Source organism: Sphingomonas fuzhouensis (genome assembly GCF_034659795.1).
GTDB lineage: Bacteria > Pseudomonadota > Alphaproteobacteria > Sphingomonadales > Sphingomonadaceae > Sphingomonas > Sphingomonas fuzhouensis.
In genome coordinates, this window is sequence record NZ_JAXSQY010000005.1 from 169244 (window position 1) to 194823 (window position 25580).

A 25580-nucleotide genomic window follows, 5' to 3' on the forward strand; every position below is an offset into this window, starting at 1 on the left:
CGCTCTGCATCGACAGCGCGGGGTCCCGGTGGCTTACACGTCCAGATTCGCCACGTTCAGCGCATTGTCCTGAATGAACTCGCGGCGCGGTTCGACGACTTCGCCCATCAACCGGCTGAACACCTCGTCCGCCGCCGCGACATCGTCCGAGGTCACGCGCAGCATCGAGCGAACGGCCGGGTCGAGCGTGGTTTCCCACAACTGCTCGGCATTCATCTCGCCCAGGCCTTTATAGCGCTGGATCGCCAGCCCCTTGCGGCCCGAAGTCAGGATCGCCTCCAGCAACTGGCTCGGCCGCGCGACGCGGGTTTCGCCGCGCGCCAGCGTGGTGGTGTGGCCCTCCTCGTCAGTCGGTACGACATCGGCCGATGGCTCGGTCGCGGCGCTGCGCAGCGGCACCAGCTTGCCCGCCTGGGCGAAACTCTCGGCCTGTTCGGACGCCAGCGTGTGCAGCTTGCGCGCCTCGGCCGAGGCGATGAAGCTGGCCTCGACGATATGGTGATCGGTCACGCCGCGCCACAGCCGCTCGAAATGGACGCCGCCATCCTCGGTTAGCCGTGCCGACCAGCGCGCCTCGTGATCGCCCGATTCCAGCCGCCGCGTGGTTTCGACCACCGTCGCCATGCGCTGCTCGCGGGTCAGCACGGGGTCGAGCGCGCCCGCCAGCGCCAGCACCTCGATGATCGACGCGTCATAGCGGCGCGGCACATACCGCATCAGCGTGCGCATCCGCCGTGCGTGATCGACCAGCGCCTTCAGGTCGTTGCCCGACCGCGCGCCCCCCGGCCCTTCCAGCACCATGGTCGCAACGCCCGCCTCGACCAGATATTCGTCGAGCGCGGTGTCGTCCTTGAGATAGACCTCCGACCGCCCCTTGGTCGCTTTGTAGAGCGGCGGCTGGGCGATATAGAGGTGCCCGCGCTCGATCAGCTCGGGCATCTGACGGTAGAAGAAGGTCAGCAGCAGCGTGCGGATATGCGCGCCATCGACGTCTGCGTCGGTCATGATGACGATCTTGTGGTAGCGCAGCTTGTCCGTGTTGAAATCGTCGCGACCGATGCCGGTGCCCATCGCCTGGATCAGCGTGCCGATCTCGCGCGACGAGATCATGCGGTCGAACCGTGCCCGCTCGGTGTTCAGGATCTTGCCGCGCAAGGGCAGGATCGCCTGGAAATGGCGGTTGCGCCCCTGCTTGGCCGAACCACCGGCCGAGTCACCCTCGACCAGGAAGAGTTCGGACTTGGCGGGATCGCGCTCCTGGCAATCGGCCAGCTTGCCGGGCAGCGAGGCGATGTCCATCACGCCCTTGCGCCGGGTCAGTTCGCGCGCGCGCTTGGCGGCCTCGCGCGCGGCGGCGGCGTCGATCACCTTCGCGATGATGGCGCGCGCATTCTGCGGATTTTCCTCCAGCCAGTCGGCCAGCTTGTCGGCGATCAAGGACTCCAGCGGCTGGCGCACCTCGGACGAGACCAGCTTGTCCTTGGTCTGGCTGCTGAACTTCGGATCGGGCAGCTTGACCGAGACGATCGCGGTCAGCCCTTCGCGCATGTCGTCGCCGGTCAGCGTGACCTTCTCCTTCTTCAGGAGGCCCGACTTGTCGGCATAATTGTTGAGCGTGCGGGTCAGCGCCGCGCGGAAGGCGGCGATATGCGTGCCGCCGTCGCGCTGGGGGATGTTGTTGGTGAACGCCAGGACGTTCTCATAATAGCTGTCATTCCATTCCAGGGCGACGTCCATGCCGATCGCATCGCGCTGACCATGAATGGCGATGGGTTCGGGGAAAAGCGGCGACTTGGACCGGTCCAGCCACTTCACGAAAGCGGCGATCCCGCCCTCATAATACAGCTCCACCGTCTTGGGCTCGTCATGCCGCGCATCGGTCAGGAACAGACGCACGCCCGAGTTCAGGAAGGCCAGCTCGCGATAGCGATGCTCGAGCTTGGCGAAGTCGAACTCGGTGATCTTGAAGGTTGCGGGCGATGGCAGGAAGGTCACGCGAGTGCCCTTCTGCCCCGGCTCGGCCTTGCCGACGACCTTCAGCGGCGCGACCGCATCGCCGTGCGCGAAGCGCATGTAATGCTCTTCGCCATCGCGCCAGATGGTCAGGTCCAGGAATTCGGACAGCGCGTTGACCACCGACACGCCGACGCCGTGCAGGCCGCCCGAGACCTTATAGGCGTTGTCGTCGCTGGTATTCTCGAACTTGCCGCCCGCGTGCAGCTGGGTCATGATGACCTCGGCCGCCGACACGCCCTCTTCGGGGTGGATGCCGGTTGGGATGCCGCGACCATTGTCGGTCACGCTGACCGAGCCGTCGGCGTTCAGCTGGATATCGATGCGGTCGCAATGCCCCGCCAGCGCTTCGTCGATCGCGTTGTCGCTGACCTCGAACACCATGTGGTGGAGGCCCGAGCCGTCGTCGGTGTCGCCGATATACATGCCCGGCCGCTTGCGCACCGCGTCGAGGCCCTTCAGCACCTTGATCGAGGAGGCGCCGTACTCATTCGTCTGGGGGGTATCTGCCATAGCGAGTATATAGGAATTACCGCCCCTAAGGGGAAGCAAAATGGCACGCAGCGCGCCCCTTTCACGCCCTCTTGCGACAGGCGACGAAACCGGCGTGTGACGAAGCGTCCGTGACGCCGATTTCATGCCCGGATCGGGAGCCCATCGCCGCCCTTGCGCGTATCCTTTCCCGCCTTTTGCCATTGGAGATTGCGATGACCGGCAAAGCCTTCATCCTCGCGACCATGCTGGCGACGCTCGCCGCCGCCCCGCTGTCGGCCCAGCCGATGCGGCGCGACTATCCCAGCTGCAACCTGGCGCAGCAGCGCGCGATCAAGGGACAGGTCGGCGGCATCAACCGCGATCCGCGCCAGGCGCATATATCGATGCGCGCCAACATCCTGCAGGCCGATATCGGCAACGCCCGCACCGCCCGCCGCCTGACGCAGCGCGAGGCGCAAAAGCTGTGGAACGACGTCGCGCGCATCCATCGCGACGCGAACCGCTTCGTGGCGAAGCAAGGGTTCCTGAGCGCGGGCGAGACGGCCAGTTACGACCGTGCGCTGGATATGGTGGCGATGCGGGTCTGTCGCCGGGTCTAGAGCGCGATGACGTCAGTTTGACCCGATCCGTCATTGCGAGCGTAGCGAAGCAATCCAGAGCGTCTTGCCCGGACACTGGATTGCTTCGCTACGCTCGCAATGACGATTCCAGCTCATGTCATCCTGGTCTAAAACGCCACCCGTGTCGCCTCTCCCGGCACATCGACGAACAGGGCGGGCTCGGTCCCCGTCATCCACACCTGCCCGCGCCCCGCCAGCCGCTCGAACAGCGCGGCCCGGCGCGAAGGGTCGAGATGCGCCGCCACCTCGTCCAGCAACAGGACCGGCGGCTGCCCACGCCGCTCGGTCACGAGATCGGCATGGGCGAGCACGATGCCCAGCAGCAGGGCCTTTTGCTCACCAGTCGAACACAGCGCCGCCGCCTGCCCCTTCGCCACATGCGTCACCGACAGATCGGCACGGTGCGGCCCGACCAGCGTCCGCCCCGCCGCCGCATCCCGCCTGCGTCCCATCGCCAGCGCATGGCCGAAACCCGCCGGATCGATCGCCTCTCCCTCCAGCGCGAGCGAGGCGCGCGCGAACACGCTGTCAGGCACCTCCACCAGCCGCTGGTCGAGCGCCGCCACCGCCGCCACGCGCGCGGCATCGATCGCCGCGCCATGCTCGACCATCCGCGCCTCCAGCGCGCTCAGCCAGTCGGGATCGACCGGCCCCTCACTGGCGAGCAGCCGGTTGCGCTCGCGCATCGCCGCGTCATAGCGGGTCGCGTGCATCCCATGCGCCGGGGCCAGTGCCAGCACCAGCCGGTCGAGAAACCGCCGCCGCTCGGACGCGGGCTCGACGAACAGCCGATCCATCGCCGGGGTCAGCCACAGGACCGACAGCCAGTCCGCCAGCGCATTGGCGCTCGTCGCCGCCCCCTGCACCCGCACCACCCGCCGCTCGGGCGCGGAGGGCAGTGCGCCGGTCGCGATTTCGACGTCCCCGACAATCGTCGCGGCGACGCCGAACCCGCCCTTGCCGCCCTGCCGCGCCATCGCCGACAGGCTCGCCCGCCGCAGGCCCCGGCCGGGCGCGAGCAGCGACACCGCCTCCAGCACATTGGTCTTCCCCGCCCCATTCTCGCCGGTCAGCACGACAAACCCCGCGCCCGGATGAAGCGCGAGGTCGGCATGATTGCGGAAATCGGTGAGGACAAGGCGGGTGAGCATGGTTGCCAGACGGCTATGGCAGAAATCCGTGTCCCGCACGCAAAAAGAAAGGGCCACCGAAGCGGCCCTTTCCTATCTACGACCCCACAGGCTTGTTATCGCCGGGAGTGAGGTCGGCTGCCCCCGAAAGGACAGTCTCCAAGCCCGATACCGAAGCAGAGCGGGAACTCCGTTCACCTAGTCGATCAAAGCCATTTTGTCAAGGAATCGAGACCGAGTCCGCACAGAATGGCAGCCTTCACATCTCGCAACGTATCCGGCTCGACCTGTCCGGAAACCCATTGCCGACCTTGGTCGCCGCGTTGTCGGGGCTGTTTGAAACGATCCAATCGATCGATCGAGACCGGCGACAGCATATCGCATTTTGCCCACATGACCGGGCTGTCGAACGGCGGCGGCAGAGGTACGGTCAGAGTGATCTGACAATGATAGGCTTCGGGCGGCTCCGGTGCCGTGGTGCTGAGTGGCACCACCGTCACCAGACGCCCCCGACGCCGAAGGCGCGGCCCCACGACCAGCGCCGGCCGCGCCTTTCGCATTTCCGGCTCCATTACCACCTCGTCGTAGCGGCAGATCAGAATCTCCCCCGCTCGCGGATAATAGAGCAGTGCCATCGACCGGCGCTTACACCCGCATCGGCATCAGCACGTAGAGCGCGGGCGCCTTGTCATTCTCGCGGATCAGCGTCGGCGCGGCGGCGTCGGCCAGGTGGACCTCCACCGTGTCGCTGTCGATCTGCGCCAGGATGTCGAGCAGATAGCGGCTGTTGAACCCGATCTCGAAGCCCAGCGACGTATATTCGCCCGGCACCTCTTCCGATGCCGTGCCGTTTTCGGGGCTGGTCACCGACAGGGTGATGCGGTCGCGATCGAGCGCCATCTTCACCGCGCGGGTCTTTTCGGTCGCGATGGTCGAGACGCGGTCGACGCCCTGCATGAACGCCTTGGGGTCCAGCTTCAGGATCTTGTCGTTCGCGGTCGGGATGACGCGGCTGTAATCGGGGAAGGTGCCGTCGATCAGCTTGGAGGTCAGGATCGCCTGGCCCAGGTCGAAGCGAATCTTGGTGCCCGACAGCGACACGCCGACCGAGCCGTCGACCTCGTCGAGCAGCTTGCGCAGCTCGCCGACGCACTTACGCGGCACGATGACATCGGGCATGCCCTCGGCGCCGTTCGGGCGCTCGATGGTAACGCGCGCCAGACGATGGCCGTCGGTGGCGGCGGCCTTCAGCACGGGCGCCCCGTTATCCTCGGCGACGTGCAGGAAGATGCCGTTGAGGTAGTAACGCGTCTCTTCGGTCGAGATGGCGAAGCGGGTCTTGTCGATGATCTGCTTGAGCAGTTCGACCGACAGCTCGAACTGGGTCGGCAGTTCGCCCTCGGCAATGACCGGGAAGTCGTCGCGGGGCAGGGTGCCGAGCGAGAAGCGGGCGCGGCCCGCCACGATGGTCATCCGCCCCTCGGCAGCGGTCAGCTGGACCTGCGACCCTTCCGGCAGCTTGCGCGCGATGTCGAACAGCGTGTGCGCCGACACGGTGGTCGAACCCGGCTGGTCGACCGCCGCCGCCACGCTGTCGTTGATCTGCAGGTCCAGGTCGGTCGCCATCATGCGCAGCTGGCCCTCGGCGGTCGCCTCCAGCAGCACGTTGGAGAGGATCGGAATGGTATTCCGCCGCTCCACCACCGACTGGACATGGCTCAACCCCTTGAGCAGCGTTGCGCGTTCGATCGTCGCCTTCATTTCCTGATCCCCCGCCGGAACGACCGCATGGCCTGAATCCGATAGTGATAAATGGCCTTGGTTCCTACCCGCCAAGAAGGGGCCGAAGCAAGGCTCCGACCCCTCCATCATTGGTAGTAAAACCACCGTTAATGTGGAAAAGAATCCCGCGTCAGAAGCGCAGGCCCAGGCCCGCCATCAGCTGGTGGCGGTTCGGGTTGATGCCGACGCCGTCCAGTTCGTCATAATGCGAATAGCGATATTCGCCCTTTACGAAGGTGTTGGGGCTGATCGCATATTCGAGTCCTGCGCCCAGGCGATAGCCGCCGACTTCCTGATCGTTGGACGTGGTGACGCCCGCCGTCGTGTAGCGCGCATCGAACTTGGCATTGGTGTAACCGGCCTTCAGATAGCCCATCGCGACCGGCGAGATGATATAGCCGACGCGCGCACCGGCATAGAGGTCACGGCCTGCGCCCAGGCGGAACTGGTCGCCGGGCACGCGGATGCCGTTGCTGCGGGTATCCGAGCTGCTGCCCGAAATCTCGCCCTCGGCGCCCAGCACCACCGGACCTGCCGGAATGTCGTACCCGATCGCGGCGCCATAGAGCACGCCGTCGCTCGAACTCTTGTCCTGACCCTGACGATCGTTGAGGCTGTCATAGCCAATCAGGCCCTCGACGCGGAAACCAGTGAAGGGCTGCGCGGTCTGGGCGGCGGCGGGGGCCGCAGCGGCGATGGCTGCCGAGGTCGCCAGGGCGGCGAGCATGAGCTTACGCATACACTATACTCCATTACTGTACCGGCCGCCGTTACATTCGGCGGTTGCGGCACCAATGGCGCGAAACGTCGGACGTTGCATGAACCTCAGCTAAACAGGAAAAAGCGTTGCATAGACGCAACAGCCGCGACAGGGATGGCGGGTCATGACCACCCGCCCCGCCCCGCCCGCCCGCAAAGGCCGCGACTATATCGCCCGGCATGGCGAGACGGTGTTCAACCGGATCGGACGCATCCAGGGCGACCGGGTCGCGCTGCACACACCGCTGACCCGCCGGGGATTCGCGCAGGCCGAAGCGATCGGCGAAGCGTTGCGCGAACGACTGGGCGAGTCCCCTGCGCTGACCCTCTGGTCCTCGCCGGCGGGCCGCGCGCTTCAGACGCTGGCGGTGATCGCCGAGCATCTGGTGCTCGACTGGCACGACACGCGGCATGATCTGCGGTTGATCGAACTGGGTTTCGGCAGCTGGGGCGGACAGGATTTCGCGGCGCTGACCGCGATCCATGGCCCCATCGTCCATCCGCACGGCATGGCGGTGGGCGCACCCGATGGCGAACGCTATGCGGCGATGGCGGCGCGACTGTCGGCGTGGATGGCGGACACTGCCGGACATGACGGCGACCGGCTGATCCTGATGCACGGCCTGTCCAGCCGGGTGCTGCGCGGGTTGCTGCTGGGGTTGCCCGACGATTCGCTATGCGGCGTACCCGTCGCCGAACGCCTGCCGCAGGGATCGATCGTGATGGTCGAGGGCGGCCAAGAGACGGTGATCCACCGGGCCTGCCCATGAGGCGCATCGCGCTCTGCCTCGTACTGGTCGCCGCCCCCGTCCTCGCGCGCGAGACGATCGGCATCTACAAGGGCTGGGGTGCGTTTCGCGATCCCGATCGCTGCTATGCCATCGCCAAGCCGGTGCTGGCGAACGGACGGACGGGCGGATTCGCCAGCGTCGGCACCTGGCCCGCCAAGCGCCTGCGCGAATCCTTCCACGCGCATCTGAGCCTCCCGCGCGACCGCGCCGCCGCCGTCACGCTAGCGATCGGCGAGCGGCGCTTTCCGCTGGTCGGCACGGACAAAGATGTCTGGGCCCCCGATGCCGCCACCGACCACGCGCTGGTCATGGCCATGCGATCGGGCCGCAGCATGAGCGTCTCCGCCGTCGACCCGCGCCACCGGCCCTTTGCCGACACCTATGCGCTGGCAGGCGCGGCGGCGGCGATCGATGCGGCGACGCTGGTGTGTGTGGCGGGTTAAAAGCTTTCCTCCCCTGGAAGGGGAGGTGGCGCGCGTAGCGCGTCGGAGGGGTGTCCCCCCTCGATAGCGCGACACCCCTCCGTCAGGCCTTCGGCCTGCCACCTCCCCTTGCAGGGGAGGATGGAAATCGCCGCGATTTTGCGCTATGGCCGCGCAATGCAGACAGTTTCGGCCGCCCTCATGCCCATTCCGGGGCACATCGATCCCGTGCCCGTGCCGCGTGGCGTGCAACCGCGTCCCGATGGTCGCGTCGACCTGATCGGCCTGACCAAGGACCAGCTGCGCGAGGCGTTGCTGTCCGGCGGCATGGAGTTGAAGCAGGCCAAGCTGCGCTCCAAGCAGATCTGGCACTGGCTCTATAATCGCGGCGCGACTCGCTTCGCCGACATGACCGACATCGCCAAGGCGCAGCATCCCTGGCTGGAGGAACGCTTCGTCATCGGCCGCCCCGAGGTGGTCGAGGCGCAGGTGTCGAGCGACGGCACGCGCAAGTGGCTGCTGCGCTCGGCCGATGGGCAGGATTACGAGATGGTGTTCATCCCCGACGCCGATCGGGGGACCCTGTGCGTGTCGAGCCAGGTCGGCTGCACGCTCAACTGCCGCTTCTGCCACACCGGCACGATGCGGCTGGTCCGCAACCTGACCGCGGGCGAGATCGTCGGGCAGGTCATGCTGGCGCGCGACTCGCTCGGCGAATGGCCCAGCCAGCCCGAGGGGCGGATGCTGACCAACATCGTCATGATGGGCATGGGCGAGCCGCTCTATAATTTCGATGCGGTGCGCGACGCGCTGAAGCTGGTGATGGACGGCGACGGGCTGGCGCTGTCCAAGCGTCGCATTACGCTCTCGACCAGCGGCGTCGTGCCGATGATGGCGCGGGCGGGTGCGGAGATCGGCGTGAACCTGGCCGTGTCGCTGCACGCCGTGACCAAGGACGTGCGCGACGAGCTGGTGCCGCTCAATAAGAAATACGGCATCGAGGAACTGCTGCAGGCCTGCGCCGACTATCCGGGTGCGAACAACGCCCGGCGCATCACGTTCGAATATGTGATGCTGAAGGACAAGAACGACTCGGACGCCGATGCGCATGAACTGGTCCGGCTGCTGCGCCATTACGATCTGCCCGCCAAGGTGAACCTGATCCCGTTCAACCCCTGGCCGGGTGCCGATTACGAATGCTCGACGCCGGAGCGGATTCGGCGGTTCTCCGACATCGTGTTCGAGGGTGGCATCTCGGCGCCGGTACGCACCCCGCGCGGGCGCGATATCGATGCGGCCTGCGGCCAGTTGAAGACGGCTGCGGAAAAGAAGAGCCGCGCACAGCTGGACCGCGAGGCGGAAGAGAAGTTCGCGGCTTTGGGGTGAAACCTGCCCTCACCCTTCCCACCCGCTATCGCGGGCGGGCCCCTTCCCTCTCCCGCTGGGAGAGGGAGGGAGGCGCGAAGCGCCGGAAGGGTGAGGGCATGCCCCTACGGTGAGAAGACGACTCAATCCCGCAGCGCGCGTTCGCCTTCGTACATATAATCCCGCGTGACCGGCACCGAGAGCCGCCCGCGCGTCAGCTGCACCTGATAGTTGCACAAGCCGCCATTGCGGAACGCCGCGCCCGCGCCCGCGAGGTAGAACAGCCACATGCGATAAAAGCGCTCGTCATACAGCGCGACGATGCGGTCCTTCGCCGCCACGGTGCGGTCGTACCAGATGTCGAGCGTCCAGCCATAATGGCAGCGCAGCACCTCGACATCGGTCAGGAACATGCGCAAGCCTTCCTGCGCGCGGACGATCTCGGACAGCGCAGGGTTGTAGCCGCCGGGGAAGATGTACTTGGTCGTCCAGTCGTCGGTGACGCCCGGCCCGTTCAGCCGTCCAATCGTGTGGAGCAGCATCACCCCGTCCTCGGTGAGGAGGTCGCGGCACTTGCGGAAGAAGGTGCGATATTGCGGCGGGCCGACATGCTCGAACATGCCGACCGAGACGATGCGGTCGAACTGGCCCTCCACTCGGCGATAGTCGATCAGCTCGAACTTCACCTTGTCCGCCACGCCCAGCGCCTCGGCCCGCGCGCGGGCGACCTTCAGCTGTTCCTCGGACAGGGTAACGCCCAGCACCTCGGCGCCGCATTTCTGGTGCAGGTACAGCGCCATGCCGCCCCAGCCACAGCCGATGTCGAGGACCTTCATCCCCGGCTGGATCGCCAGCTTGGCGGCGATATGCGCCTTCTTGTCGCGTTGCGCGCGTTCCAGGTCGTTCTGCGGATCGGTGAAATAGGCGCAGCTATATTGCTTGTCGGTATCGAGGAAGAGTTCGTAGAGCGTGGCCGACAGGTCGTAATGATGGGCGACGTTCTTCTTCGACCGGCGCTCCATGTTGATCCGGTCGATGCGGTGCTTGATCGCACCGCCCGCGCGCACCACCCATGAGGGGTTCAGGTTCGCGCGGCCCGCTTCCCATTTGTCATTGGCGGTCAGCAGCTCGACGAGATCGCGGACATCGCCCTTCTCGACGACCAGGCGACCGTCCATGAAGGACTCGCCCGCCGCCAGCGCAGGGTTGCGGACGATCTGCCCCGCAACCCGCGAATCGGTAAAGCGAATCGCGACATCGGGATAACCGGGCTCGGGCGAGCCGAATTCACGAATTTTTCCATCATGATGGGTGAGGGTCAGGCGGCCCTTGCGGACCGCGCGCGACAGAAAGAGATCGATCAGCGCCATATGGCACGCCCTAGTGCCTTAAATTCCGGCATACCAGTCATAATCGACATGGTCTTCCCAGTACCCGCCCTTGCCCAAACCTATGTTGGCGAGACTGTCGACCGCGTCGATCCGCATCAGATATTTGGCGTGCTTATACCCCAATTGCCGCTCGACCCGCAGCCGCAAGGGCGCGCCGTGGCCGATGTCCAGCATCCGCCCGTTCATGCCCCAGGCGAGGATCGTCTGGGGGTGGAAGGCGTCGATCAGGTCGATCGATTCATAATAGGGCTGCCCGCCATACAGATCGGCGCAGGTGAAGACGATGTAGCGCGCCCGCGTGCTGATATCGGCGGCCTTCAGGATATTGCCCAGCATCGGCCCCATCCACTCGCCGATCGCGCTCCATCCCTCGACACAGTCATGGCGGGTGATCTGGCGGCGTGCCGGAAATTCGCCGATCTGCTTGAGCGACAGTGACAAGGGCTTGCCGACCAGCCCACCGACCGTCAGCCGCCAATCCTCGAACCGATTGGCGGCGAGTGCGGCATATTCGGGCGTGCCCGGATTACGCGTGCCGTTGGTGCGGAAGATCGGCGACATCTGATCGCGGCGATATCCGGGGGCCAGCGCACCCCGGTTCATCAGCGCACGTTGCAGGCCCTTCTGCATGTCTTCCCCTGCGAACAGGATCTTGCGCGCGGTCGGCTGCTGGATGACCTTGTCGCAACCGGCGAGCAGCAGCCCCGCGCCGCCGGTCAGGATGGTGCGACGGGCAATCATTCCGGCACCCTCCAGCGGCCGGTAATCATCGACCGCAGCTCGTTGAGCGGCCCGGCCAGGATGACCAGTACCAGATGGACGATGGTGAACAGCGCCAGTGCGCTTGCGGTGATGAAGTGGATCGACCGCGCCGATTGCCGCCCGCCGAAAATCTCGAGCACCCAGGGCCAGGCCGCGTCCATCGCGGGCGACAAGGCGATGCCGGTCAGGATGGCGAGCGGCAGGGCGACGAACAGCACCGCCGCATAGCTCAGCTTCTGGAACAGATTATAGGCCCGCGGATCGCGTGCGTCATGGAAGCGAAAGGCCAGATGCCGCCGGACGTCGGCCCAGACGGCACCGGGCCGAAGCTCGCGCCCCCGGATACGAAGATCGCGCTGGAAATGCCGCGTCACCAGCCCGCCGATCATATAGGCCAGCAGCCCGAAGCCCAGCACCAGCGCGAAGAACAGATGCCAACGTCGCGAGATCGCCAGATTATAGCGCGCCGGAATGGTCAGCCAGGCCGGGAAATAGGGCAGGCTAGCCCAGGCGTGATCGAAATTCGCGCCGTACCGTCCCCAATAGAGCCGGGGATGCGCGTTGGAGATGCCCAACCCCGACCCCAGCAGGATCAGCACCGCCACCGCGTTGACCCAGTGCCAGATCCGCGTCACCCATCCGTGGCGACGGATGACGGCGCCTGGTGATTCCGGGGCTCTTTCCGGCTCGGTCGGCGTTCCGGCTTGCATTCCACTCCCTTTCGGTGACCACCATGATCGACAACTGGCATTTCTACGAACCCGTCAACGGTCATGGGCTGGCGCATGATCCGTTGAACGCGATCGTCGCCCCGCGCCCGATCGGCTGGATCGGTAGCCGGTCGGTGGCGGGCGTCAACAATCTGGCACCCTACAGCTTTTTCAACGTCTTCAACTACCGCCCGCCGCTGATCGGCTTTTCGTCGCAGGGGTGGAAAGATTCGGTCGCCAACATCGCCGAGACCAAGGTCTTCACCTGGAACCTCGCCACCATGACGCTGGCCGAGGCGATGAACGCCAGCGCGGCGACCGTGGCGGCGGAGGTGGACGAGTTCGCGCTGGCCGGGATGACGGCCGAGGACGGCCGGCTGGTCGCCGCCCCGCGCGTGACGGAGAGCCCGGTATCGTTCGAATGCCGCCTGACCCAGCTGATCCGGCTGGAGACCAAGGAGGGGCGCGAACTCGACCAGTGGCTGGTCATCGGCGAGGCGGTGGGCATCCATATCGCCGCCGATCTGATCGAAAACGGCATCTACCAGACCGCCCGCGCCCGCCCGATCCTGCGCGGTGGCGGGCCGGTCGATTATTTCGAGGTGACGGAAGCCGCCCGGTTCGAAATGCGACGGCCCGACGCCTGATCCCGCGCCTCGACGGACAGCGGCGCGGCCCTTCCGTAATCGGTTACGGCTTTGTAACGCATAGGGTTCATGAGTGGCGCCATGTATTAAGAAGGGTATTGAGAAGGCCCATCATGTTGACCCAGCTTCGGGACCATCACGCCGCCGTCGTGCGCTGGCTGGATGCCCATCGCAACCTGTGCGACGCCGCACGACCCGATTATCAGGCCCTGCGGCACGTCCGGTGGCAGAGCGCACAGGCCAGCCGCAAACGGATGCTCTTCCTGGCCGAAGTCGTCTTTCCCTTTGCCGAGCGCCATGCCGGATTGAAGGCCGCCGCCGGGCTGCTGACGCTGCGCAACGAAACGCCGGGTTATGGCCAGATCCTGTCGGCCTTCATCGCACGCTGGCCGATGGACGTGGTGATCGCCGATACGGACGGCTATGCCCGCGCCGCCGACGCCTATCGCCGCGAGGCCGACAAGCGCCTTCTGGCGGAGGAACGCCATTTGCGCACGCTGATCGCCGAGGTCGAATGGCGAGCGGGCGACGCGCCCGTATCGACCGGGCCGTCCGCCTCTTCTCCCCACCCCGCCCCGGTCCGCCCCCAAAGCTGACCGCGCGGCGGGAGGCGAAACCCAAAGCCGTTTCAAAGTGTTGGGATGCCACAAGCGAAACGGCCGTCGTCGATAATCGCTTGACCAACCAAAGGAGGGTTTCCCCTATGAAGCTGTTCGTCCCGCTTATCCTGATCGGCGCCCTGCCGCTCGCCGCCTGCGACCAGAAGACCGGCTCGACCACCGTGACGAGCAATGCCGCGACCGGCGAAGTAACGGAAACCCAGACCGGATCGGGATCGGCCGTCGCCAAGCTCGAACCCGGCAAATGGGAGGTCAAGACGCAGGTCAGCGACCTGAAGATGGCCAATATGCCCAAGGGCGTCAGCTCGACCCCGCCGGCTGCCACCAACAGCATCTGCCTGACCGCGGAACAGGCCGCCAAGGGCCCCGCCGAACTGCTGAAGCAGGCGCAGTCGGACTGCACCGTCAAAAGCTCGACCTTCGAAGGCGGCAAGGTGGAGAGCGAGTTGACCTGCAAGATGCCCGGCGACATGACGATGCACAGCAAGACCAGGGGCAGCTTCACCGCGACCAGCTTCACCACCGATCAGGAGATGGAGATGACCGGCGCGCATCCCATGTCCCAGAAGGTCCATACCGAGGGCCGCCGCATCGGCGCGTGCGACGGCGCGAAGTAAGCGATTTCGACCGGCAAGGGGTGCGGGCCACGATGCCCGCCCCCTTCTTCCTGCCTTACGACCGCATGAGGTGGTTACGGCTTTGCAACGTCTTTCACCTATGATGGGCGCATGTTGCCCGAGGCCCCATCATGCTGACCGAATTCGAAGACAATCTCGCCGCCATGGAGCAGGCGATGGAGGCGCAGCAGCGGCTATGTGAGGCGGCGGAGCCCGACCATCCGGCACTGGCCCATTCCCGGTGGCAACTAGCCCGACTCGGTCGCATCCATGCAGGCTTTCTAACGGAGCAGATTTTCCCCTTGGCGCAGCGCCATGCCGAAACGAAGGGCGGCGCCGGACTGCTTGCCCTGCGCGAGACATGGCCGGCGTTCGGCGGCTCGGTGTCGGCCTTCATTGCCCGCTGGCCGTTGGAGGCCATCGCGACCGACTGGGAAGGCTATCGCCAGGATGCCGCCCCGCTCGAGCGCAACATCCGCCAGCGCGTCCAGCAGGAACGACAATGCCTGTACGACATGCTGGCCGAGATCGAGGGACAGGCGGTATCCGCGCCCGCCTGATCGGTCAGGCGACATAGCCCCGGTAGAAAAACACGATCGTCGTCACGGTCGTCAGAAGCAGCGTCCATCCCCGGATCAGTCCGGCGGGCAGCTTGCGCCCGATCAGCGCCCCGCTCCATCCCCCGACGATGCCACCCGCCAGCATCGGCAGGCACTGGGCCCAGGCGACCATACCCGTCAGCACGAAGACGAGCGTCGCCGCCGCATTGGCGGTCGCCAGCATCAGCGTGCGCGGGGCGGCGAGCTGGGCGGGATCGCGGCCCGACAGCAAGCCCCAGGCGGCGGTCAGCATCATGCCGATGCCGCCGCCGAAATAGCCGCCATAAATGCCCAGCACCGCCTGCGCCGCCATCAGTGCACGCGGCCCCGGCCGGGCGATCCGCGCCAACCAGTCCGAGGCGTGCCGCCCGCCCGCAATCGCGATGGTGGCGGTCAGCAACAGCCAGGGCACGATCAGGTCGAAGGCGCGCGGCGGCGTCAGGAACAGCAGGATGCTGCCCAGCAGCGCAAAGGCGAAGGTCAGCACCGCCATCCGCCGCATAGACACGCCCATCACCGGCTCCAGCCCATGGCGATAGGCCCAGACGCTGGCCATGGCGGCGGGCTGCAGCGCGACATTGGAGGTCGCGTTGGCGGTGGTGGAGGGCAGGCCCAGCGCGATCAGCGTCGGCATGGTCGAGAAACTGCCGCCCCCCGCCAGCGCGTTCATCGCGCCGCCGACAAAGCCCCCGGCGGCGGCCAGGGCGAGGAAGGCGCCGTCGATCATCGGGGGTCTTGCCCCTCCACCATCGCTAGCGCGATGGTCCCCCTCCCCAAGCGCGCTTGGGGAGGATTTTGCACTATCATTCCTCCCCATCTTTGATGGGGAGGGGGACCATCCGAAGGATGGTGGAGGGGCATTCCCTCCCTCAACGCGGCGCCAGCCGCCGGATGTCCAGCACGTCCACCCCGGCCAGCATCACCGGTCCGCCCCGTCCCTCGACCTCGGCGACGATGCCCCCGGCGGTCGAGCGCACCCGCGCCCAAGGGATTTCGCACACCACCATGCGGCGGCCGTGCCGCTTGATCGCCGCGACCCGGCCATCGGTCGCCACCGCCAGCGCGCCCTGTCCATCGGCACCGACCACGGCCCCCGCCACGGTGAACCCCGCCAGCGCCGATTCGGCGGCGGCGGCGACATCCTCGGGCGAGCCGACCCGGCGGTCGCGGCGGCGGGTGCAGAGCCAGGCGATGCCCGCCCCGCCCAGCACCACGCCAGCACCCGATCCGGCCAGCGCGCCGGTCGTCACCGTACCGACGAGCGGCAGGATCATCCGGCGTTGCCCGCCAGCGCGTCCAGCGCCGGGCGCAGGCCGGACAGGTCATAGCCCGCCCCTTCCGCCTGCATCACGATCAGCGTCGGGTTGCGCCCAGCCTTGGCCGCCGCGAGCGCCCACAGGTTGCAGCTGCGCGTGCCCGACCGGCAATAGGCCAGCACCGGCCCCTTGGCCTCGACCAGCGCCTGGGTCATCTGGTCGACCATCTCGTGGCTGAACCCGCCGGGCGTCACCGGGATGGCGGTATAGGCCAGCCCCTGGTCCTCGGCGGCCGCGCGAATCGAGTCGCCGGTCGGCTGGCCCGGCTCTTCGCCATCGGGCCGGTTGTTGACGATGGCGGAATAGCCCGCCGCCTTGATCGCGGCGACATCCTCGGGCCGGATCTGGGGAGCGACGGCGACGCTTTCGTTGAGTGGGCGGATCATGCGGTTCACCTATTCAATGGGCCGTTTCACCGCAACTGGTGGCGGGCCTGCTTTGCCGGAAAAGACGCATCACTTTGGCATCGGGTCCGCCCGCTCGCGGAACATACCGCCCCGCGCCACGTCTGGTTGCCGTCCCCATCGTACAGGAGCCGACCCCATGCCGCTGATCGATCGCCGACAGGGCCTGTGGAGCCTCGCCGCCCTGGGCCTGGCTTCCGCCCTGCCGCTCGCCGCGCGCCGGGCACAGGCGGCGGCGCCACGGCGTGGCGTGCTGGCCGTGGTCGAAAAGGGCGAAGGGCGTGTCGCCTTCTATGACGTGCCGGGCGGCGAACGGCTTGGTCAGGTGCCGCTGGGCGTGCAGCCGCATGAGATAGTCGCCGATCCGGGCGGCCGCTTCGCCTATATCGGCGGATATGGGGTCAAGGGCTGGCAGTTCGGCGGCGAGGGCGGGCACCAACTCTGGGTGATCGACCTGGCGGCGCGCAAGCTCGCCCGCACCATCGACCTGTCGCCGCATCGCCGCTGGCACGGGATGCGGATGGACGCGCAGGGCCGCCTCTATGCGCTGTCCGAAACCGACAGCCTCCTCGCCCGCTTCGACACCCCCGCCACCGCCGACAGCCCCGACCGGATGATCCCGGTCGGCGGCGCGCGCAGCCATTATTTCGTGGTGAAGGCCGATGGCAGCCGCGCCTATATCGCCGACACGATGAGCGGCATGGTCATCATGGTGAACCCCGACGATGCCAGCTTCGCGCCGGTCAAGCAGCATATCGGTCAGGCGCCCGAGGGCCTGGCGCTCAGCCCCGACGAGCGCACCCTCTATGTCATCGACCGCCCGGCGGGCATTCTCCACGCGCTCGACGCGGTGACGCTGCAACCCCGCGCCCGCACGACTCTGCGCGGCGAGGCGGTACGCGTGGTCGTGCAGCCCGATGGCCGGTTGATCGTGTCGAACACCGCCGACAAGAGCCTGACCCGCCATTCGCCCACCAACCTGGCCGAGGAAGCCCGCCTGCCCCTGCCCGCCGCCGCGCCGGGGCTGAACCTGCCCGCCGGGGGATCGATCCTCTACGCCGCGCTGGAGAATAACCGGATCGCGATCGTCGATCTGGCCGCGTGGACGATCACCGGCGGCTTCGCGACCGGCGACGCGCCCGACACCGCCGTCCTGCTGTAATGGCACCGGCCCTTTGCCTTGGCCCCGCTTTCCGGTAGCGGTAGGTCGATGGCTGCCAAAATCTCCTGCGATGTCGCGATCATTGGTGCAGGCCTGGCCGGGGGCCTGATCGCACTGGCGCTGAAAGCCCGCCACCCCTCGCTCGACGTGCGCCTGGTCGATGCGGGCGAGACGATCGGCGGCAACCATATCTGGTCCTTTTTCGGCAGCGACGTGGCCAAGCGCGACCGCTGGATCGTCGAGCGGCTCGTCGCGCATGGCTGGCGCAGTTACGACGTCGCCTTCCCGGCGCATTCGCGCACGCTGAACCAGACCTATTATTCGATCGAGAGCCACCGCCTCGACACCGAGGTCCGTCGCGCCCTGCCGCCGCAGGCGCTGATCCTGGGGCGCAAGGTGCTGGCGGTATCGGCCACCGCCGCCGTCTTTGCCGATGGCGACCGGGTGGAGGCGACCGGGGTGATCGACGCGCGCGGGGTGGGCGACCTGTCCGCGCTGTCGTGCGGCTGGCAGAAGTTCGTCGGCCAGGAACTGCGCCTCGAGCGGCCGCATGGCTGCACCCGGCCGGTGGTGATGGACGCGACCGTCAAGCAGATCGACGGCTATCGCTTCGTCTATGCCCTGCCCTTTGCCGAGGATCGCATCTTCGTCGAGGACACCTATTACTCCACCTCGTCCGAGTTGAACCGGCGGGCGATCGTCCAGCGGATCGAACGCTATGCCGAGGCGCGCGACTGGGTGACTGCCGAGGTGGTGCGCGAGGAAGCGGGCGTGCTGCCCGTCGCGATGGGCGGCGATTTCGACGGCTATTGGCGCAGCGGCGGAGCCAAGACGCCCAAGGCCGGGATGCGCGCCGGGCTGTTCCACCCGACCACCGGCTATTCGCTGCCCGATGCGATCCGCATGGCCGCGATGCTGGCCGAGCGGACCGATTTCCAGGGCGCCGACCTGCACGACGCGACCTATCGCATGGCGCGCGACGCATGGGACGCACGCGGCTTTTACCGTATGCTCGACACGATGTTGTTCAAGGCGGCGGAGCCCGATGAGCGATACCGCGTTCTCGAGCGTTTCTATCGACTTCCGCCCGACCTGATCGGGCGATTCTATGCGGGGCAATCGACCATGGCCGACAAGGCACGAGTTCTGACCGGACGGCCGCCGGTGCCGATCCTGCGCGCGATCGCGGCGCTGAGAGGCCGGGCATGAAGAGCGCGGTCGTCATCGGATCGGGTTTCGGCGGGCTGGCGCTGGCCATCCGCCTGCAATCGGCGGGCGTGCAGACGACGATCGTCGAGGCGCGCGACAAGCCGGGCGGCCGCGCTTATTATTGGGAGCGCGACGGCTTCACCTTCGACGCCGGACCGACCGTCATCACCGATCCGGCCTGTCTGGAGGAACTCTGGGCACTGACCGGCCGGTCGATGTCGGAGGACGTCAAGCTCGATCCGGTCCACCCCTTTTACCGGCTCAACTGGGTCGACGGCACCAATTTCGACTACAGCAACGACGACACCCAGCTCCGCTCGGAAATCGCCAAGCTGAACCCCGACGATATCGCCGGCTATGGCAAGTTCCTGGATTATGCCGAGGGCGTCTACCGCGAAGGTTATGAGAAGCTCGGCCATGTCGCGTTTCTCGACTTCGCCTCGATGGTGAAGGCCGCGCCCGCCTTGGCCAAGTATCAGGCATGGAACTCGGTCTATGCCATGGTGTCGAAATTCGTGCAGTCGGAGAAGCTGCGCCAGGCCCTGTCCTTCCACACGCTGCTCGTCGGCGGCAATCCGATGACGACCAGCGCCATCTATGCGCTGATCCACAAGCTGGAGCGCGACGGCGGCGTCTGGTTCGCGCGCGGCGGCACCAATAGGCTGGTCGCCGGGCTGGTCACGCAGTTCGAGCGGATCGGCGGCGTCATCCGGCTGGGCGATCCCGTCACCCGGATCGAGACGTTGGGCGACCGCGCGACCGGCGTCGTGACCAAGAGCGGCGTGACCATCCCGGCGGATGCGGTCGCGACCAATGCCGATATCATGCACAGCTACCGCGACCTGCTGGCCGACAATCGCTCGGCGCGGCGCACGGTCAACCGGCTGGAGCGCAAGCGCTATTCGCCCTCGCTGTTCGTGGTGCATTTCGGGATCAAGGGCAGCTGGCCGGGCATCCCGCACCACATGATCCTGTTCGGCCCGCGCTATAAGGGGCTGCTGACCGACATCTACGATACCGGCGTGCTGTCGGAGGATTTCTCGCTCTACCTCCACCACCCGACCGTTACCGACCCGAGCCTGGCGCCCGAGGGGCATTCGACCTTCTACGCGCTGGCCCCGGTGCCGCACATGGGCAAGTTCCCGATGAACTGGGACGAGGTCGGGCCGATCCTGGAAAAGCGCATTCTGGACGAAGTCGGTCGCCGCCTGATCCCCGACATCCACGATCGGATCGTCACCAAGTTCCATTATGCGCCGTCGGACTTCGCGACCGACCTCAACGCCCATATGGGCTCGGCCTTCTCGCTGGAGCCGATCCTGACCCAGAGCGCGTACTTCCGGGTCCATAATCGCGACGATTCGATTCCGAACCTGTATTTCGTGGGTGCGGGTACGCATCCCGGCGCGGGGATTCCGGGCGTGGTCGGCAGCGCCAAGGCGACGGCGGCGCTGATGCTGGAGCGGAAATAGGGCGTCATTGCGAGCGCAATGACGGCAGGAGGCAGGCTTACAATTTAGTCTTCCCGCTAATTAGCCATTATGCTAAACATCGGGCATGGACCCGGTGTTCGAAGCCCTTGCCCATCCCACGCGCCGCCGCATCCTGGAGATGCTGCGCGGCGGCGGAATGTCGGCAGGCGCCATTGCCGACGCGTTCGACGTGTCGCGTCCCACCATGTCCGCGCATTTCGCCAAGCTGAAGGCCGCCGGGCTGATCCTGGCCGAGCAGCAGGGGACAAGCATCGTCTACACGCTCAACCTGTCCATGCTGGAACAGGTGGTGATGGGATTCATGACCCGGATGGGCGTCGGCGAAGAGGATAAGGGGAATTCGGCATGTCGTTCCGCCCGCTGATCGTCGCGTCCGCCGTGGTGGCGGGCGGCATGGCGCTGGTCTCGGCCCTCGCGCTTGCCCAGTTGCCGCCGGGCACGATGCTGCCGACCCATTGGAATGCGGCGGGGCAAGCGGATCGCTTTGCCGAGGCGGGCTATGCCCTGTTCCTGCCGGTGGTGCTGACCATGGCAGTGTCCGCCGTCATGGCAGCACTGCCCCGGATCGAGCCGTTGCAGCGGGACATGGCGGGCAGCGCGCCGCTGCTGCGCACCGCATGGGCCGGGATGCTGGCGCTGTTCATCGGGGTGGAGGCGATGGTCGCGGGCCCCGCCCTGGGTTGGACGCCGCCGGATAGTCTGATGCTGGTCGGGCTGGGGCTGTTCCTGATCGCGATCGGCAACACGCTGCCCAAGTCGCGGCCGGGCTTTTTCGTCGGCATCCGCACGCCGTGGACGATCAGCGATACCGATAACTGGATCGCGACCCACCGCTTTGGCGCCTGGCTGTTCGCGGGTACGGGACTGGGCATCGTCATCGTCGCGCTGCTGCCGATCAGTGCCGAGAATCGCGGCGGCATCGTCATGACCGCGCTGCTGTCGGCGGTGCTGACACCGGTCGTGTTTTCCTATTGCCGCTGGCGGATGAGCCGCCCACGCTGAAGCATCGACCGAGGGGGAATGTCCATGTCATTGGCTGCGCTGCTCGCCGCCATGCTCGCCGCCGCCGCGCCCATGGTCGACCGCGATATCGCCGCGCCGGGGCCACAAGGGCCGCTGAAGGGCAGTTGGACCGGGCCGGAGGGCGCCAAAGTGCCGGTCGTGCTGATGATCCCCGGATCGGGTCCGACCGACCGGGACGGCAACACCCCGCTGGGCGTCAAGGCCGCCCCGCTCCGCCTGCTGGCCGAAGGGCTCGCCGCCAAGGGCATCGCCAGCGTGCGGATCGACAAGCGCGGCATGTTCGCCAGCGCGGGCGCGATCCCTGATGCCAATCGGGTGACGATCGACGATTACGCCGCCGACACCCGCGCCTGGATCGCCGCGATCCGGGCAAAGACCGGCGCGCCCTGCGTGTGGGTGTTGGGGCATAGCGAGGGCGGGCTGGTCGCGCTGGACACCGCCGCCGCCCGACCGGCGGGGCTGTGCGGCGTCATCGCCGTCTCCACCCCCGGACGGCGGCTGGGCGCGGTGATGCGGGCGCAGTTCCACGCCAATCCGGCCAATGCGCCGATCCTGGCCGATGCCGACCGCGCGATCGACGCGCTGGAGGCCGGGCGGACCATCCCCGCCGCCAGCCTGATGCCCCCGCTGCCGATGATCTTCGCCGATGCGGTCCAGCCCTTTCTGGTCAACAGCTTCGCCAAGGACCCGGCCAAACTGGCGGCGGCGACTGCCAAGCCGCTGCTGATTGTACAGGGGGAAGCCGACCTTCAGGTCACGGTCGAGGACGCGAAGATCCTCAAGGCCGCCCAGCCCAAGGCGACGCTGGTGCTGCTGCCGAGCGTCAATCATGTGCTGAAGACGGTGGAGGGCGACAGCCGGGGCACGAATCTGGCGACCTATGCCGACCCCAATCTGCCGATCGCGCCGGGCGTGGTGACGGCGATGGCGGATTTCATTCAGGACCACCCGACGCGATAAAGTCCGGTTCGGCCACAAAGCCGACACGATTACACCCGATCGTTACCCGGTCGTCACGACACCGGGAGAGTTCACGATGCGCCGTCTTGCCTGGCCCATGCTGGCCGTCCTTACGGCCGCCGCGCCGTCTCCTCGGGAGCGGGTGGTTGCCCCGGACGGACGGGCCGACCTGTCGATCAACGGCGTCACGCGCGTCGTCATGATCGACCCCGGCGCACCGGGCATGCCGATCATCACCAAATCGTTTGCCGAAGCGGCGGGGATGAAGCCGGGCATATTCTCGATCGTCATCGGTGTTGGTTCGACCAAGATCCCGGGCAAGACAGCCATCGCCGAAATCTGTTTGGGCGATACGGCCCCCTATAAGCGGCGCGTGGCCTTTACCGAGCCACGTTTCGCCCCCGGAGCCGATGGCGTCTTCGGTCCGGCCAGCCTGCCCGATCCCGTCATCCGCTTCCAACTCCATGCAGTGCGGCCAGGCGAGCACACCGTCATCTTGCCGATGGCTGGCGGCGGCATGTTCGGCGACTGGAGCGCGCGTTCCGTCGTGATCACGGTCGAGGGCGAACCGATGCAAATATTGTTCAGCCCGAGAAGCGCGCGCACCACCACCAATGCGGGCGGTGCCGTTCGACTGGCCCGCGCGTATAACGGACAGCTGACAGGTGCCATCACGAAGCAGGAGATCGCCTTTGGGGTGACGCGGCCGCTCCGAACGCTGGCGTTGAAGACGCCGATCGCGATCGGCCCCTTTGCCATGTCACAGCTGGGGGTGCGGACCACCGATTTCGGCAGCACGGCCACCATCGCGGATGCCGATGCACCCGGCGACCCCGACGAAGTGGTCGTCACCGGCAAGGGCAAGCACAATCCCAAGAAGGACTGGCTGTCGATCGGCGCGGATCAGCTGAACCGCTGTTCGTCGATCGTGTTCGACAAGCCCGCCAAGCAGGTAAGGCTGAGTTGCCTCTGACATTCCTCCCCTGCAAGGGGAGGGGGACCAGCGAAGCTGGTGGAGGGGTGTCCCCCTCTCGATAGCGCGACACCCCTCCGTCAGACCTGCGGTCTGACACCTCCCCTTGCAGGGGAGGAATATTTAAACCAGCAGCGCGTCTTCCTCCGCCTGTTCGACTTCGGCCGCCTGGCGGGCCCACATCTCGGCATAGAGCCCGCCCTTGGCCAGCAATTCGCCATGCGTGCCGCGCTCGGCCACGCAGCCGCCGTCGAGGACGACGATCTGGTCGGCATGGACCACGGTCGACAGGCGGTGCGCGATGACGAGCGTGGTGCGCCCGCGCTCGATCGCCTGGAGCGTCGCCAGAATGTCCGCCTCCGTCCGGCTGTCGAGCGCGCTGGTCGCTTCGTCCAGGATCAAGATCGGCGGGTTCTTGAGCAACGTGCGCGCGATCGCCACCCGCTGTTTCTCGCCACCCGACAGTTTCAGTCCGCGCTCGCCGACCCGCGTCGCATAGCCTTGCGGCTGGCGTTCGATGAAGTCGGCAATGGCCGCGCCCTTCGCCGCGCGCTCGACATCATTCTGGTCCGCGCCTTCACGGCCATAGGCGATATTGTAGCCGATCGTCTCATTGAACAGCACCGTGTCCTGCGGCACGATCCCGATCGCGGCGCGAAGTGAGTCCTGCGCGACCGCCGACACCGGCTGGCCGTCGATGATGATCGCGCCCTGATTCACATCGTAAAAGCGATAGAGCAGCCGCGCGAGCGTCGACTTGCCCGCCCCCGACGGTCCCACCACCGCGCAGGTCGTGCCCGCCGGTATGTCGAGCGTCAGCCCCTTCAGGATAGTCCGCTCGGGATCGTAACCGAACACGACATGGTCGAACCGGACATGCCCGCCCGTCACCATCAGCGGCGGCGCGCCCGGCGTGTCGACCACTTCGGCGGGCGTGTCGATCAGATCGAACATCGCGCCCATATCGATCACCCCCTGACGAATGGTGCGATAGACCATGCCGAGCAGGTCGAGCGGCCGGAACAGCTGCGACAGCAAGGTCGACACCAGCACCACGTCACCCGGCGAGGCCGCGCCACGGCTCCATTCGCGCACGACCCAGGCCATGGCGAAGCCGAGCATCAGGCTGGTGATCGCTGCCTGCCCGACGTTCAGCCAGGCGAGCGAGTTTTCCGACTTGGTGGCGGCACGCGCATAGGCGGCGACGCCGGTTTCGTAGCGCTTGGCCTCGCGCTCTTCGGCGTTGAAATATTTGACCGTCTCGAAGTTCAGCAACGAGTCGACCGCATGCGCAACGGCGCCGGTGTCGAGGTCGTTCATCTGCGTGCGCAGCGCATTGCGCCAGTCGGTCACCTTGCGGGTGAAACCGATATAGAGGACCACCATCGCGATCGTCGTCACGACCAGGACGGGACCGAAGCTGCGCCCGAAAATGGTCAGGACCAGCGCCAGCTCCAACACGGTCGGCGCGATGTTGAACAGCAGGAAATACAGCATCGTGTCGATGCTCTTGGTCCCCCGCTCGACGACCTTCGTCACCGCACCGGTTCGCCGCTCCAGATGGAAACGCAGCGACAGGCGGTGGAGATGGCGGAACACGTCGGCCGACAGCCGCCGGGTGGCGTCCTGCCCGACCATCTCGAATACCGCATTGCGCAAATTGTCGAACAAAGTCGTGGCGAATCGCGCGCCCGCATAGCCGACGACCAGCAGGATGATGAGCGTCACCGCCCCCCGGTCGCCCCCCGCCATCCGGTCGACCGCATATTTGAACGTATAGGCCGCGCCCAGCACCTGGACGAGCTTGGACAGGATGACGAGCGCCATCGCCGCCACGATCCGCACGCGAAGCGCGGGCTCTCCGGCGGGCCAGAGATAGGGGAGGAAACGGCGAAGCGTCGGGAGCAGCGGCCGGTCGGTCGTGCCGGCGGTGGGGTCGAGTGGGGGCATGTCCTCCCCATGTCGGACGAACCGCGCCCAAGTTCAATGGCGGACAAGGCAAGAGGGCGTACAGGCGGTCGTCCGAAAGCCGGAACCACTCGCCGCGCACCCTCGTTCTACCATCAGCTGGAGGCGGTTATATGGAACCGATTTTCTATGTGATGGCGATCCTGGGCTGCGGTGACGGCAGCGTCGATTGCACCGAGGCGCGGATGGTGCCCGCCCGTTACCAGACCATGGCGCAATGCCGCGCCGATCTGGCCAACCGGATCGCCGCCAATACCGATGTTCCCTATCCGGTAATCGGTGCCGATTGCCGCCGCATGGGCGCACAGATGGCGAAGGCCGAGCGCAAGCCTGTGCGGGGCTGAGCCCC

At 66.7% G+C, this 25580-nt stretch carries 28 protein-coding genes; 16 read left to right on the plus strand and 12 right to left on the minus strand.

The features are described from left to right. Positions 1-33 precede the first annotated feature (33 nt). Entirely contained in the window at positions 34-2526 is a 2493-nt protein-coding gene (gene gyrB / locus U1H82_RS12320) for a DNA topoisomerase (ATP-hydrolyzing) subunit B (protein ID WP_322965243.1), read from the minus strand. A gap of 194 nt (positions 2527-2720) precedes the next feature. Here gyrB and U1H82_RS12325 point away from each other — a divergent pair, with 194 nt between their 5' ends. Then, entirely contained in the window at positions 2721-3107 is a 387-nt protein-coding gene (locus U1H82_RS12325; RefSeq protein ID WP_322965244.1) for a hypothetical protein, read from the plus strand. Between the two features lie 128 nt (positions 3108-3235). On the opposite strand, the gene recF is transcribed toward U1H82_RS12325, so the two are convergent. The 4 genes from recF to U1H82_RS12345 form a co-directional block, all read right to left on the minus strand. Next, complete coding sequence (gene recF, locus U1H82_RS12330) at positions 3236-4279, minus strand: DNA replication/repair protein RecF (RefSeq protein ID WP_322965396.1); 1044 nt, start codon at positions 4277-4279, stop codon at positions 3236-3238. A gap of 185 nt (positions 4280-4464) precedes the next feature. Beyond that, positions 4465-4893, minus strand: coding sequence for a type II toxin-antitoxin system PemK/MazF family toxin (locus U1H82_RS12335; protein WP_322965245.1), 429 nt, complete (start codon positions 4891-4893; stop codon positions 4465-4467). A 10-nt stretch (positions 4894-4903) separates the two neighbouring features. Further along, positions 4904-6019, minus strand: coding sequence for a DNA polymerase III subunit beta (dnaN, locus tag U1H82_RS12340; RefSeq protein ID WP_322965246.1), 1116 nt, complete (start codon positions 6017-6019; stop codon positions 4904-4906). 151 nt (positions 6020-6170) lie between these two features. Further along, positions 6171-6779 carry an outer membrane protein gene (locus U1H82_RS12345; protein ID WP_257575250.1) on the minus strand — a complete coding sequence of 203 codons (609 nt, stop codon included), beginning with the start codon at positions 6777-6779 and terminating at the stop codon, positions 6171-6173. Between the two features lie 145 nt (positions 6780-6924). Between U1H82_RS12345 and U1H82_RS12350 the strand changes: the two genes are divergently transcribed. The 3 genes from U1H82_RS12350 (at position 6925) to rlmN (ending at position 9398) form a co-directional block, all read left to right on the plus strand. Further along, positions 6925-7569, plus strand: coding sequence for a histidine phosphatase family protein (locus U1H82_RS12350; RefSeq protein ID WP_322965247.1), 645 nt, complete (start codon positions 6925-6927; stop codon positions 7567-7569). Beyond that, on the plus strand, positions 7566-8033 hold the full coding sequence (locus U1H82_RS12355) for an invasion associated locus B family protein (protein WP_322965248.1): 468 nt from the start codon (positions 7566-7568) through the stop codon (positions 8031-8033). Before U1H82_RS12350 ends, U1H82_RS12355 begins: the two co-directional genes overlap by 4 nt. A gap of 156 nt (positions 8034-8189) precedes the next feature. Beyond that, positions 8190-9398: a dual-specificity RNA methyltransferase RlmN gene (rlmN, locus tag U1H82_RS12360; RefSeq protein WP_058744475.1), complete on the plus strand. Its 1209-nt coding sequence runs from the start codon at positions 8190-8192 to the stop codon at positions 9396-9398. 122 nt (positions 9399-9520) lie between these two features. On the opposite strand, the gene U1H82_RS12365 is transcribed toward rlmN, so the two are convergent. From U1H82_RS12365 to U1H82_RS12375, 3 genes are read right to left on the minus strand one after another with little or no spacing between them, the layout of a single operon-like run. Continuing rightward, on the minus strand, positions 9521-10747 hold the full coding sequence (locus tag U1H82_RS12365; protein WP_322965249.1) for a class I SAM-dependent methyltransferase: 1227 nt from the start codon (positions 10745-10747) through the stop codon (positions 9521-9523). Between the two features lie 18 nt (positions 10748-10765). Next, the gene (locus U1H82_RS12370) at positions 10766-11509 is read right to left on the minus strand and encodes a molybdopterin-dependent oxidoreductase (RefSeq protein ID WP_322965250.1); all 744 of its coding nucleotides are present in this window, start codon (positions 11507-11509) and stop codon (positions 10766-10768) included. Continuing rightward, entirely contained in the window at positions 11506-12240 is a 735-nt protein-coding gene (locus U1H82_RS12375) for a cytochrome b/b6 domain-containing protein (RefSeq protein WP_322965252.1), read from the minus strand. Before U1H82_RS12375 ends, U1H82_RS12370 begins: the two co-directional genes overlap by 4 nt. 23 nt (positions 12241-12263) lie before the next feature. Between U1H82_RS12375 and U1H82_RS12380 the strand changes: the two genes are divergently transcribed. From U1H82_RS12380 to U1H82_RS12395, 4 genes are all read left to right on the plus strand, one after another. Next, positions 12264-12887 carry a flavin reductase family protein gene (locus U1H82_RS12380; protein WP_322965253.1) on the plus strand — a complete coding sequence of 208 codons (624 nt, stop codon included), beginning with the start codon at positions 12264-12266 and terminating at the stop codon, positions 12885-12887. A gap of 113 nt (positions 12888-13000) precedes the next feature. Then, positions 13001-13483 carry a TenA family protein gene (locus U1H82_RS12385; protein WP_322965254.1) on the plus strand — a complete coding sequence of 161 codons (483 nt, stop codon included), beginning with the start codon at positions 13001-13003 and terminating at the stop codon, positions 13481-13483. Positions 13484-13590: 107 nt separating this feature from the next. Beyond that, positions 13591-14124: a DUF3617 domain-containing protein gene (locus tag U1H82_RS12390; RefSeq protein WP_322965255.1), complete on the plus strand. Its 534-nt coding sequence runs from the start codon at positions 13591-13593 to the stop codon at positions 14122-14124. A gap of 131 nt (positions 14125-14255) precedes the next feature. Then, on the plus strand, positions 14256-14684 hold the full coding sequence (locus U1H82_RS12395; RefSeq protein WP_322965257.1) for a hypothetical protein: 429 nt from the start codon (positions 14256-14258) through the stop codon (positions 14682-14684). A 4-nt stretch (positions 14685-14688) separates the two neighbouring features. On the opposite strand, the gene U1H82_RS12400 is transcribed toward U1H82_RS12395, so the two are convergent. From U1H82_RS12400 to U1H82_RS12410, 3 genes are all read right to left on the minus strand, one after another. Beyond that, a complete protein-coding gene (locus U1H82_RS12400) occupies positions 14689-15450 on the minus strand; it encodes a sulfite exporter TauE/SafE family protein (RefSeq protein ID WP_322965259.1) in 762 nt (253 codons plus the stop codon). A 142-nt stretch (positions 15451-15592) separates the two neighbouring features. Further along, positions 15593-15997: a hypothetical protein gene (locus tag U1H82_RS12405; RefSeq protein WP_322965260.1), complete on the minus strand. Its 405-nt coding sequence runs from the start codon at positions 15995-15997 to the stop codon at positions 15593-15595. After that, positions 15994-16425 (minus strand): protein tyrosine phosphatase family protein, encoded by a 432-nt coding sequence (locus U1H82_RS12410; RefSeq protein ID WP_322965261.1) that lies wholly within the window; start codon positions 16423-16425, stop codon positions 15994-15996. Before U1H82_RS12410 ends, U1H82_RS12405 begins: the two co-directional genes overlap by 4 nt. 157 nt (positions 16426-16582) lie before the next feature. Here U1H82_RS12410 and U1H82_RS12415 point away from each other — a divergent pair, with 157 nt between their 5' ends. From U1H82_RS12415 to U1H82_RS12445, 7 genes are all read left to right on the plus strand, one after another. After that, a complete protein-coding gene (locus tag U1H82_RS12415; RefSeq protein WP_322965262.1) occupies positions 16583-17605 on the plus strand; it encodes an NHL repeat-containing protein in 1023 nt (340 codons plus the stop codon). 48 nt (positions 17606-17653) lie between these two features. Continuing rightward, the gene (gene crtY / locus U1H82_RS12420) at positions 17654-18814 is read left to right on the plus strand and encodes a lycopene beta-cyclase CrtY (RefSeq protein ID WP_322965263.1); all 1161 of its coding nucleotides are present in this window, start codon (positions 17654-17656) and stop codon (positions 18812-18814) included. Continuing rightward, a complete protein-coding gene (locus U1H82_RS12425; RefSeq protein WP_322965264.1) occupies positions 18811-20286 on the plus strand; it encodes a phytoene desaturase in 1476 nt (491 codons plus the stop codon). The genes crtY and U1H82_RS12425 overlap by 4 nt, the downstream gene beginning before the upstream one ends. Positions 20287-20371: 85 nt before the next feature. Next, positions 20372-20671, plus strand: coding sequence for a metalloregulator ArsR/SmtB family transcription factor (locus U1H82_RS12430; RefSeq protein WP_322965265.1), 300 nt, complete (start codon positions 20372-20374; stop codon positions 20669-20671). Continuing rightward, complete coding sequence (locus U1H82_RS12435) at positions 20653-21309, plus strand: SdpI family protein (RefSeq protein WP_322965266.1); 657 nt, start codon at positions 20653-20655, stop codon at positions 21307-21309. The genes U1H82_RS12430 and U1H82_RS12435 overlap by 19 nt, the downstream gene beginning before the upstream one ends. A 24-nt stretch (positions 21310-21333) precedes the next feature. Beyond that, on the plus strand, positions 21334-22290 hold the full coding sequence (locus U1H82_RS12440) for an alpha/beta hydrolase (RefSeq protein WP_322965267.1): 957 nt from the start codon (positions 21334-21336) through the stop codon (positions 22288-22290). 76 nt (positions 22291-22366) lie between these two features. Continuing rightward, positions 22367-23263, plus strand: a complete 897-nt coding sequence (locus tag U1H82_RS12445) for a pepsin/retropepsin-like aspartic protease family protein (protein ID WP_322965268.1) — start codon at positions 22367-22369, stop codon at positions 23261-23263. Positions 23264-23386: 123 nt separating this feature from the next. On the opposite strand, the gene U1H82_RS12450 is transcribed toward U1H82_RS12445, so the two are convergent. Then, a complete protein-coding gene (locus U1H82_RS12450) occupies positions 23387-25213 on the minus strand; it encodes an ABCB family ABC transporter ATP-binding protein/permease (protein WP_322965269.1) in 1827 nt (608 codons plus the stop codon). A 131-nt stretch (positions 25214-25344) separates the two neighbouring features. On the opposite strand from U1H82_RS12450, the gene U1H82_RS12455 reads away from it, so the two are divergent. After that, positions 25345-25575, plus strand: a complete 231-nt coding sequence (locus U1H82_RS12455; protein ID WP_322965270.1) for a hypothetical protein — start codon at positions 25345-25347, stop codon at positions 25573-25575. Positions 25576-25580: the final 5 nt, after the last annotated feature.

What these genes read in the sequence shown, in the direction of transcription:
- U1H82_RS12435 (WP_322965266.1), top strand. Translation starts at nt 20,653, where the DNA reads ATGTCGTTCCGCCCGCTGATCGTCGCGTCCGCCGTGGTGGCGGGCGGC.
- U1H82_RS12405 (WP_322965260.1), bottom strand. Translation starts at nt 15,997, where the DNA reads ATGATCCTGCCGCTCGTCGGTACGGTGACGACCGGCGCGCTGGCCGGA.
- U1H82_RS12350 (WP_322965247.1), top strand. Translation starts at nt 6,925, where the DNA reads ATGACCACCCGCCCCGCCCCGCCCGCCCGCAAAGGCCGCGACTATATC.
- U1H82_RS12440 (WP_322965267.1), top strand. Translation starts at nt 21,334, where the DNA reads ATGTCATTGGCTGCGCTGCTCGCCGCCATGCTCGCCGCCGCCGCGCCC.
- U1H82_RS12385 (WP_322965254.1), top strand. Translation starts at nt 13,001, where the DNA reads ATGTTGACCCAGCTTCGGGACCATCACGCCGCCGTCGTGCGCTGGCTG.
- U1H82_RS12380 (WP_322965253.1), top strand. Translation starts at nt 12,264, where the DNA reads ATGATCGACAACTGGCATTTCTACGAACCCGTCAACGGTCATGGGCTG.
- rlmN (WP_058744475.1), top strand. Translation starts at nt 8,190, where the DNA reads ATGCAGACAGTTTCGGCCGCCCTCATGCCCATTCCGGGGCACATCGAT.
- U1H82_RS12345 (WP_257575250.1), bottom strand. Translation starts at nt 6,779, where the DNA reads ATGCGTAAGCTCATGCTCGCCGCCCTGGCGACCTCGGCAGCCATCGCC.
- U1H82_RS12325 (WP_322965244.1), top strand. Translation starts at nt 2,721, where the DNA reads ATGACCGGCAAAGCCTTCATCCTCGCGACCATGCTGGCGACGCTCGCC.
- U1H82_RS12355 (WP_322965248.1), top strand. Translation starts at nt 7,566, where the DNA reads ATGAGGCGCATCGCGCTCTGCCTCGTACTGGTCGCCGCCCCCGTCCTC.
- U1H82_RS12410 (WP_322965261.1), bottom strand. Translation starts at nt 16,425, where the DNA reads ATGATCCGCCCACTCAACGAAAGCGTCGCCGTCGCTCCCCAGATCCGG.
- gyrB (WP_322965243.1), bottom strand. Translation starts at nt 2,526, where the DNA reads ATGGCAGATACCCCCCAGACGAATGAGTACGGCGCCTCCTCGATCAAG.
- recF (WP_322965396.1), bottom strand. Translation starts at nt 4,279, where the DNA reads ATGCTCACCCGCCTTGTCCTCACCGATTTCCGCAATCATGCCGACCTC.
- U1H82_RS12445 (WP_322965268.1), top strand. Translation starts at nt 22,367, where the DNA reads ATGCGCCGTCTTGCCTGGCCCATGCTGGCCGTCCTTACGGCCGCCGCG.
- U1H82_RS12370 (WP_322965250.1), bottom strand. Translation starts at nt 11,509, where the DNA reads ATGATTGCCCGTCGCACCATCCTGACCGGCGGCGCGGGGCTGCTGCTC.
- U1H82_RS12430 (WP_322965265.1), top strand. Translation starts at nt 20,372, where the DNA reads ATGGACCCGGTGTTCGAAGCCCTTGCCCATCCCACGCGCCGCCGCATC.
- U1H82_RS12335 (WP_322965245.1), bottom strand. Translation starts at nt 4,893, where the DNA reads ATGGCACTGCTCTATTATCCGCGAGCGGGGGAGATTCTGATCTGCCGC.
- U1H82_RS12415 (WP_322965262.1), top strand. Translation starts at nt 16,583, where the DNA reads ATGCCGCTGATCGATCGCCGACAGGGCCTGTGGAGCCTCGCCGCCCTG.
- U1H82_RS12375 (WP_322965252.1), bottom strand. Translation starts at nt 12,240, where the DNA reads ATGCAAGCCGGAACGCCGACCGAGCCGGAAAGAGCCCCGGAATCACCA.
- U1H82_RS12365 (WP_322965249.1), bottom strand. Translation starts at nt 10,747, where the DNA reads ATGGCGCTGATCGATCTCTTTCTGTCGCGCGCGGTCCGCAAGGGCCGC.
- U1H82_RS12425 (WP_322965264.1), top strand. Translation starts at nt 18,811, where the DNA reads ATGAAGAGCGCGGTCGTCATCGGATCGGGTTTCGGCGGGCTGGCGCTG.
- crtY (WP_322965263.1), top strand. Translation starts at nt 17,654, where the DNA reads ATGGCTGCCAAAATCTCCTGCGATGTCGCGATCATTGGTGCAGGCCTG.
- U1H82_RS12455 (WP_322965270.1), top strand. Translation starts at nt 25,345, where the DNA reads ATGGAACCGATTTTCTATGTGATGGCGATCCTGGGCTGCGGTGACGGC.
- U1H82_RS12390 (WP_322965255.1), top strand. Translation starts at nt 13,591, where the DNA reads ATGAAGCTGTTCGTCCCGCTTATCCTGATCGGCGCCCTGCCGCTCGCC.
- U1H82_RS12400 (WP_322965259.1), bottom strand. Translation starts at nt 15,450, where the DNA reads ATGATCGACGGCGCCTTCCTCGCCCTGGCCGCCGCCGGGGGCTTTGTC.
- dnaN (WP_322965246.1), bottom strand. Translation starts at nt 6,019, where the DNA reads ATGAAGGCGACGATCGAACGCGCAACGCTGCTCAAGGGGTTGAGCCAT.
- U1H82_RS12395 (WP_322965257.1), top strand. Translation starts at nt 14,256, where the DNA reads ATGCTGACCGAATTCGAAGACAATCTCGCCGCCATGGAGCAGGCGATG.
- U1H82_RS12450 (WP_322965269.1), bottom strand. Translation starts at nt 25,213, where the DNA reads ATGCCCCCACTCGACCCCACCGCCGGCACGACCGACCGGCCGCTGCTC.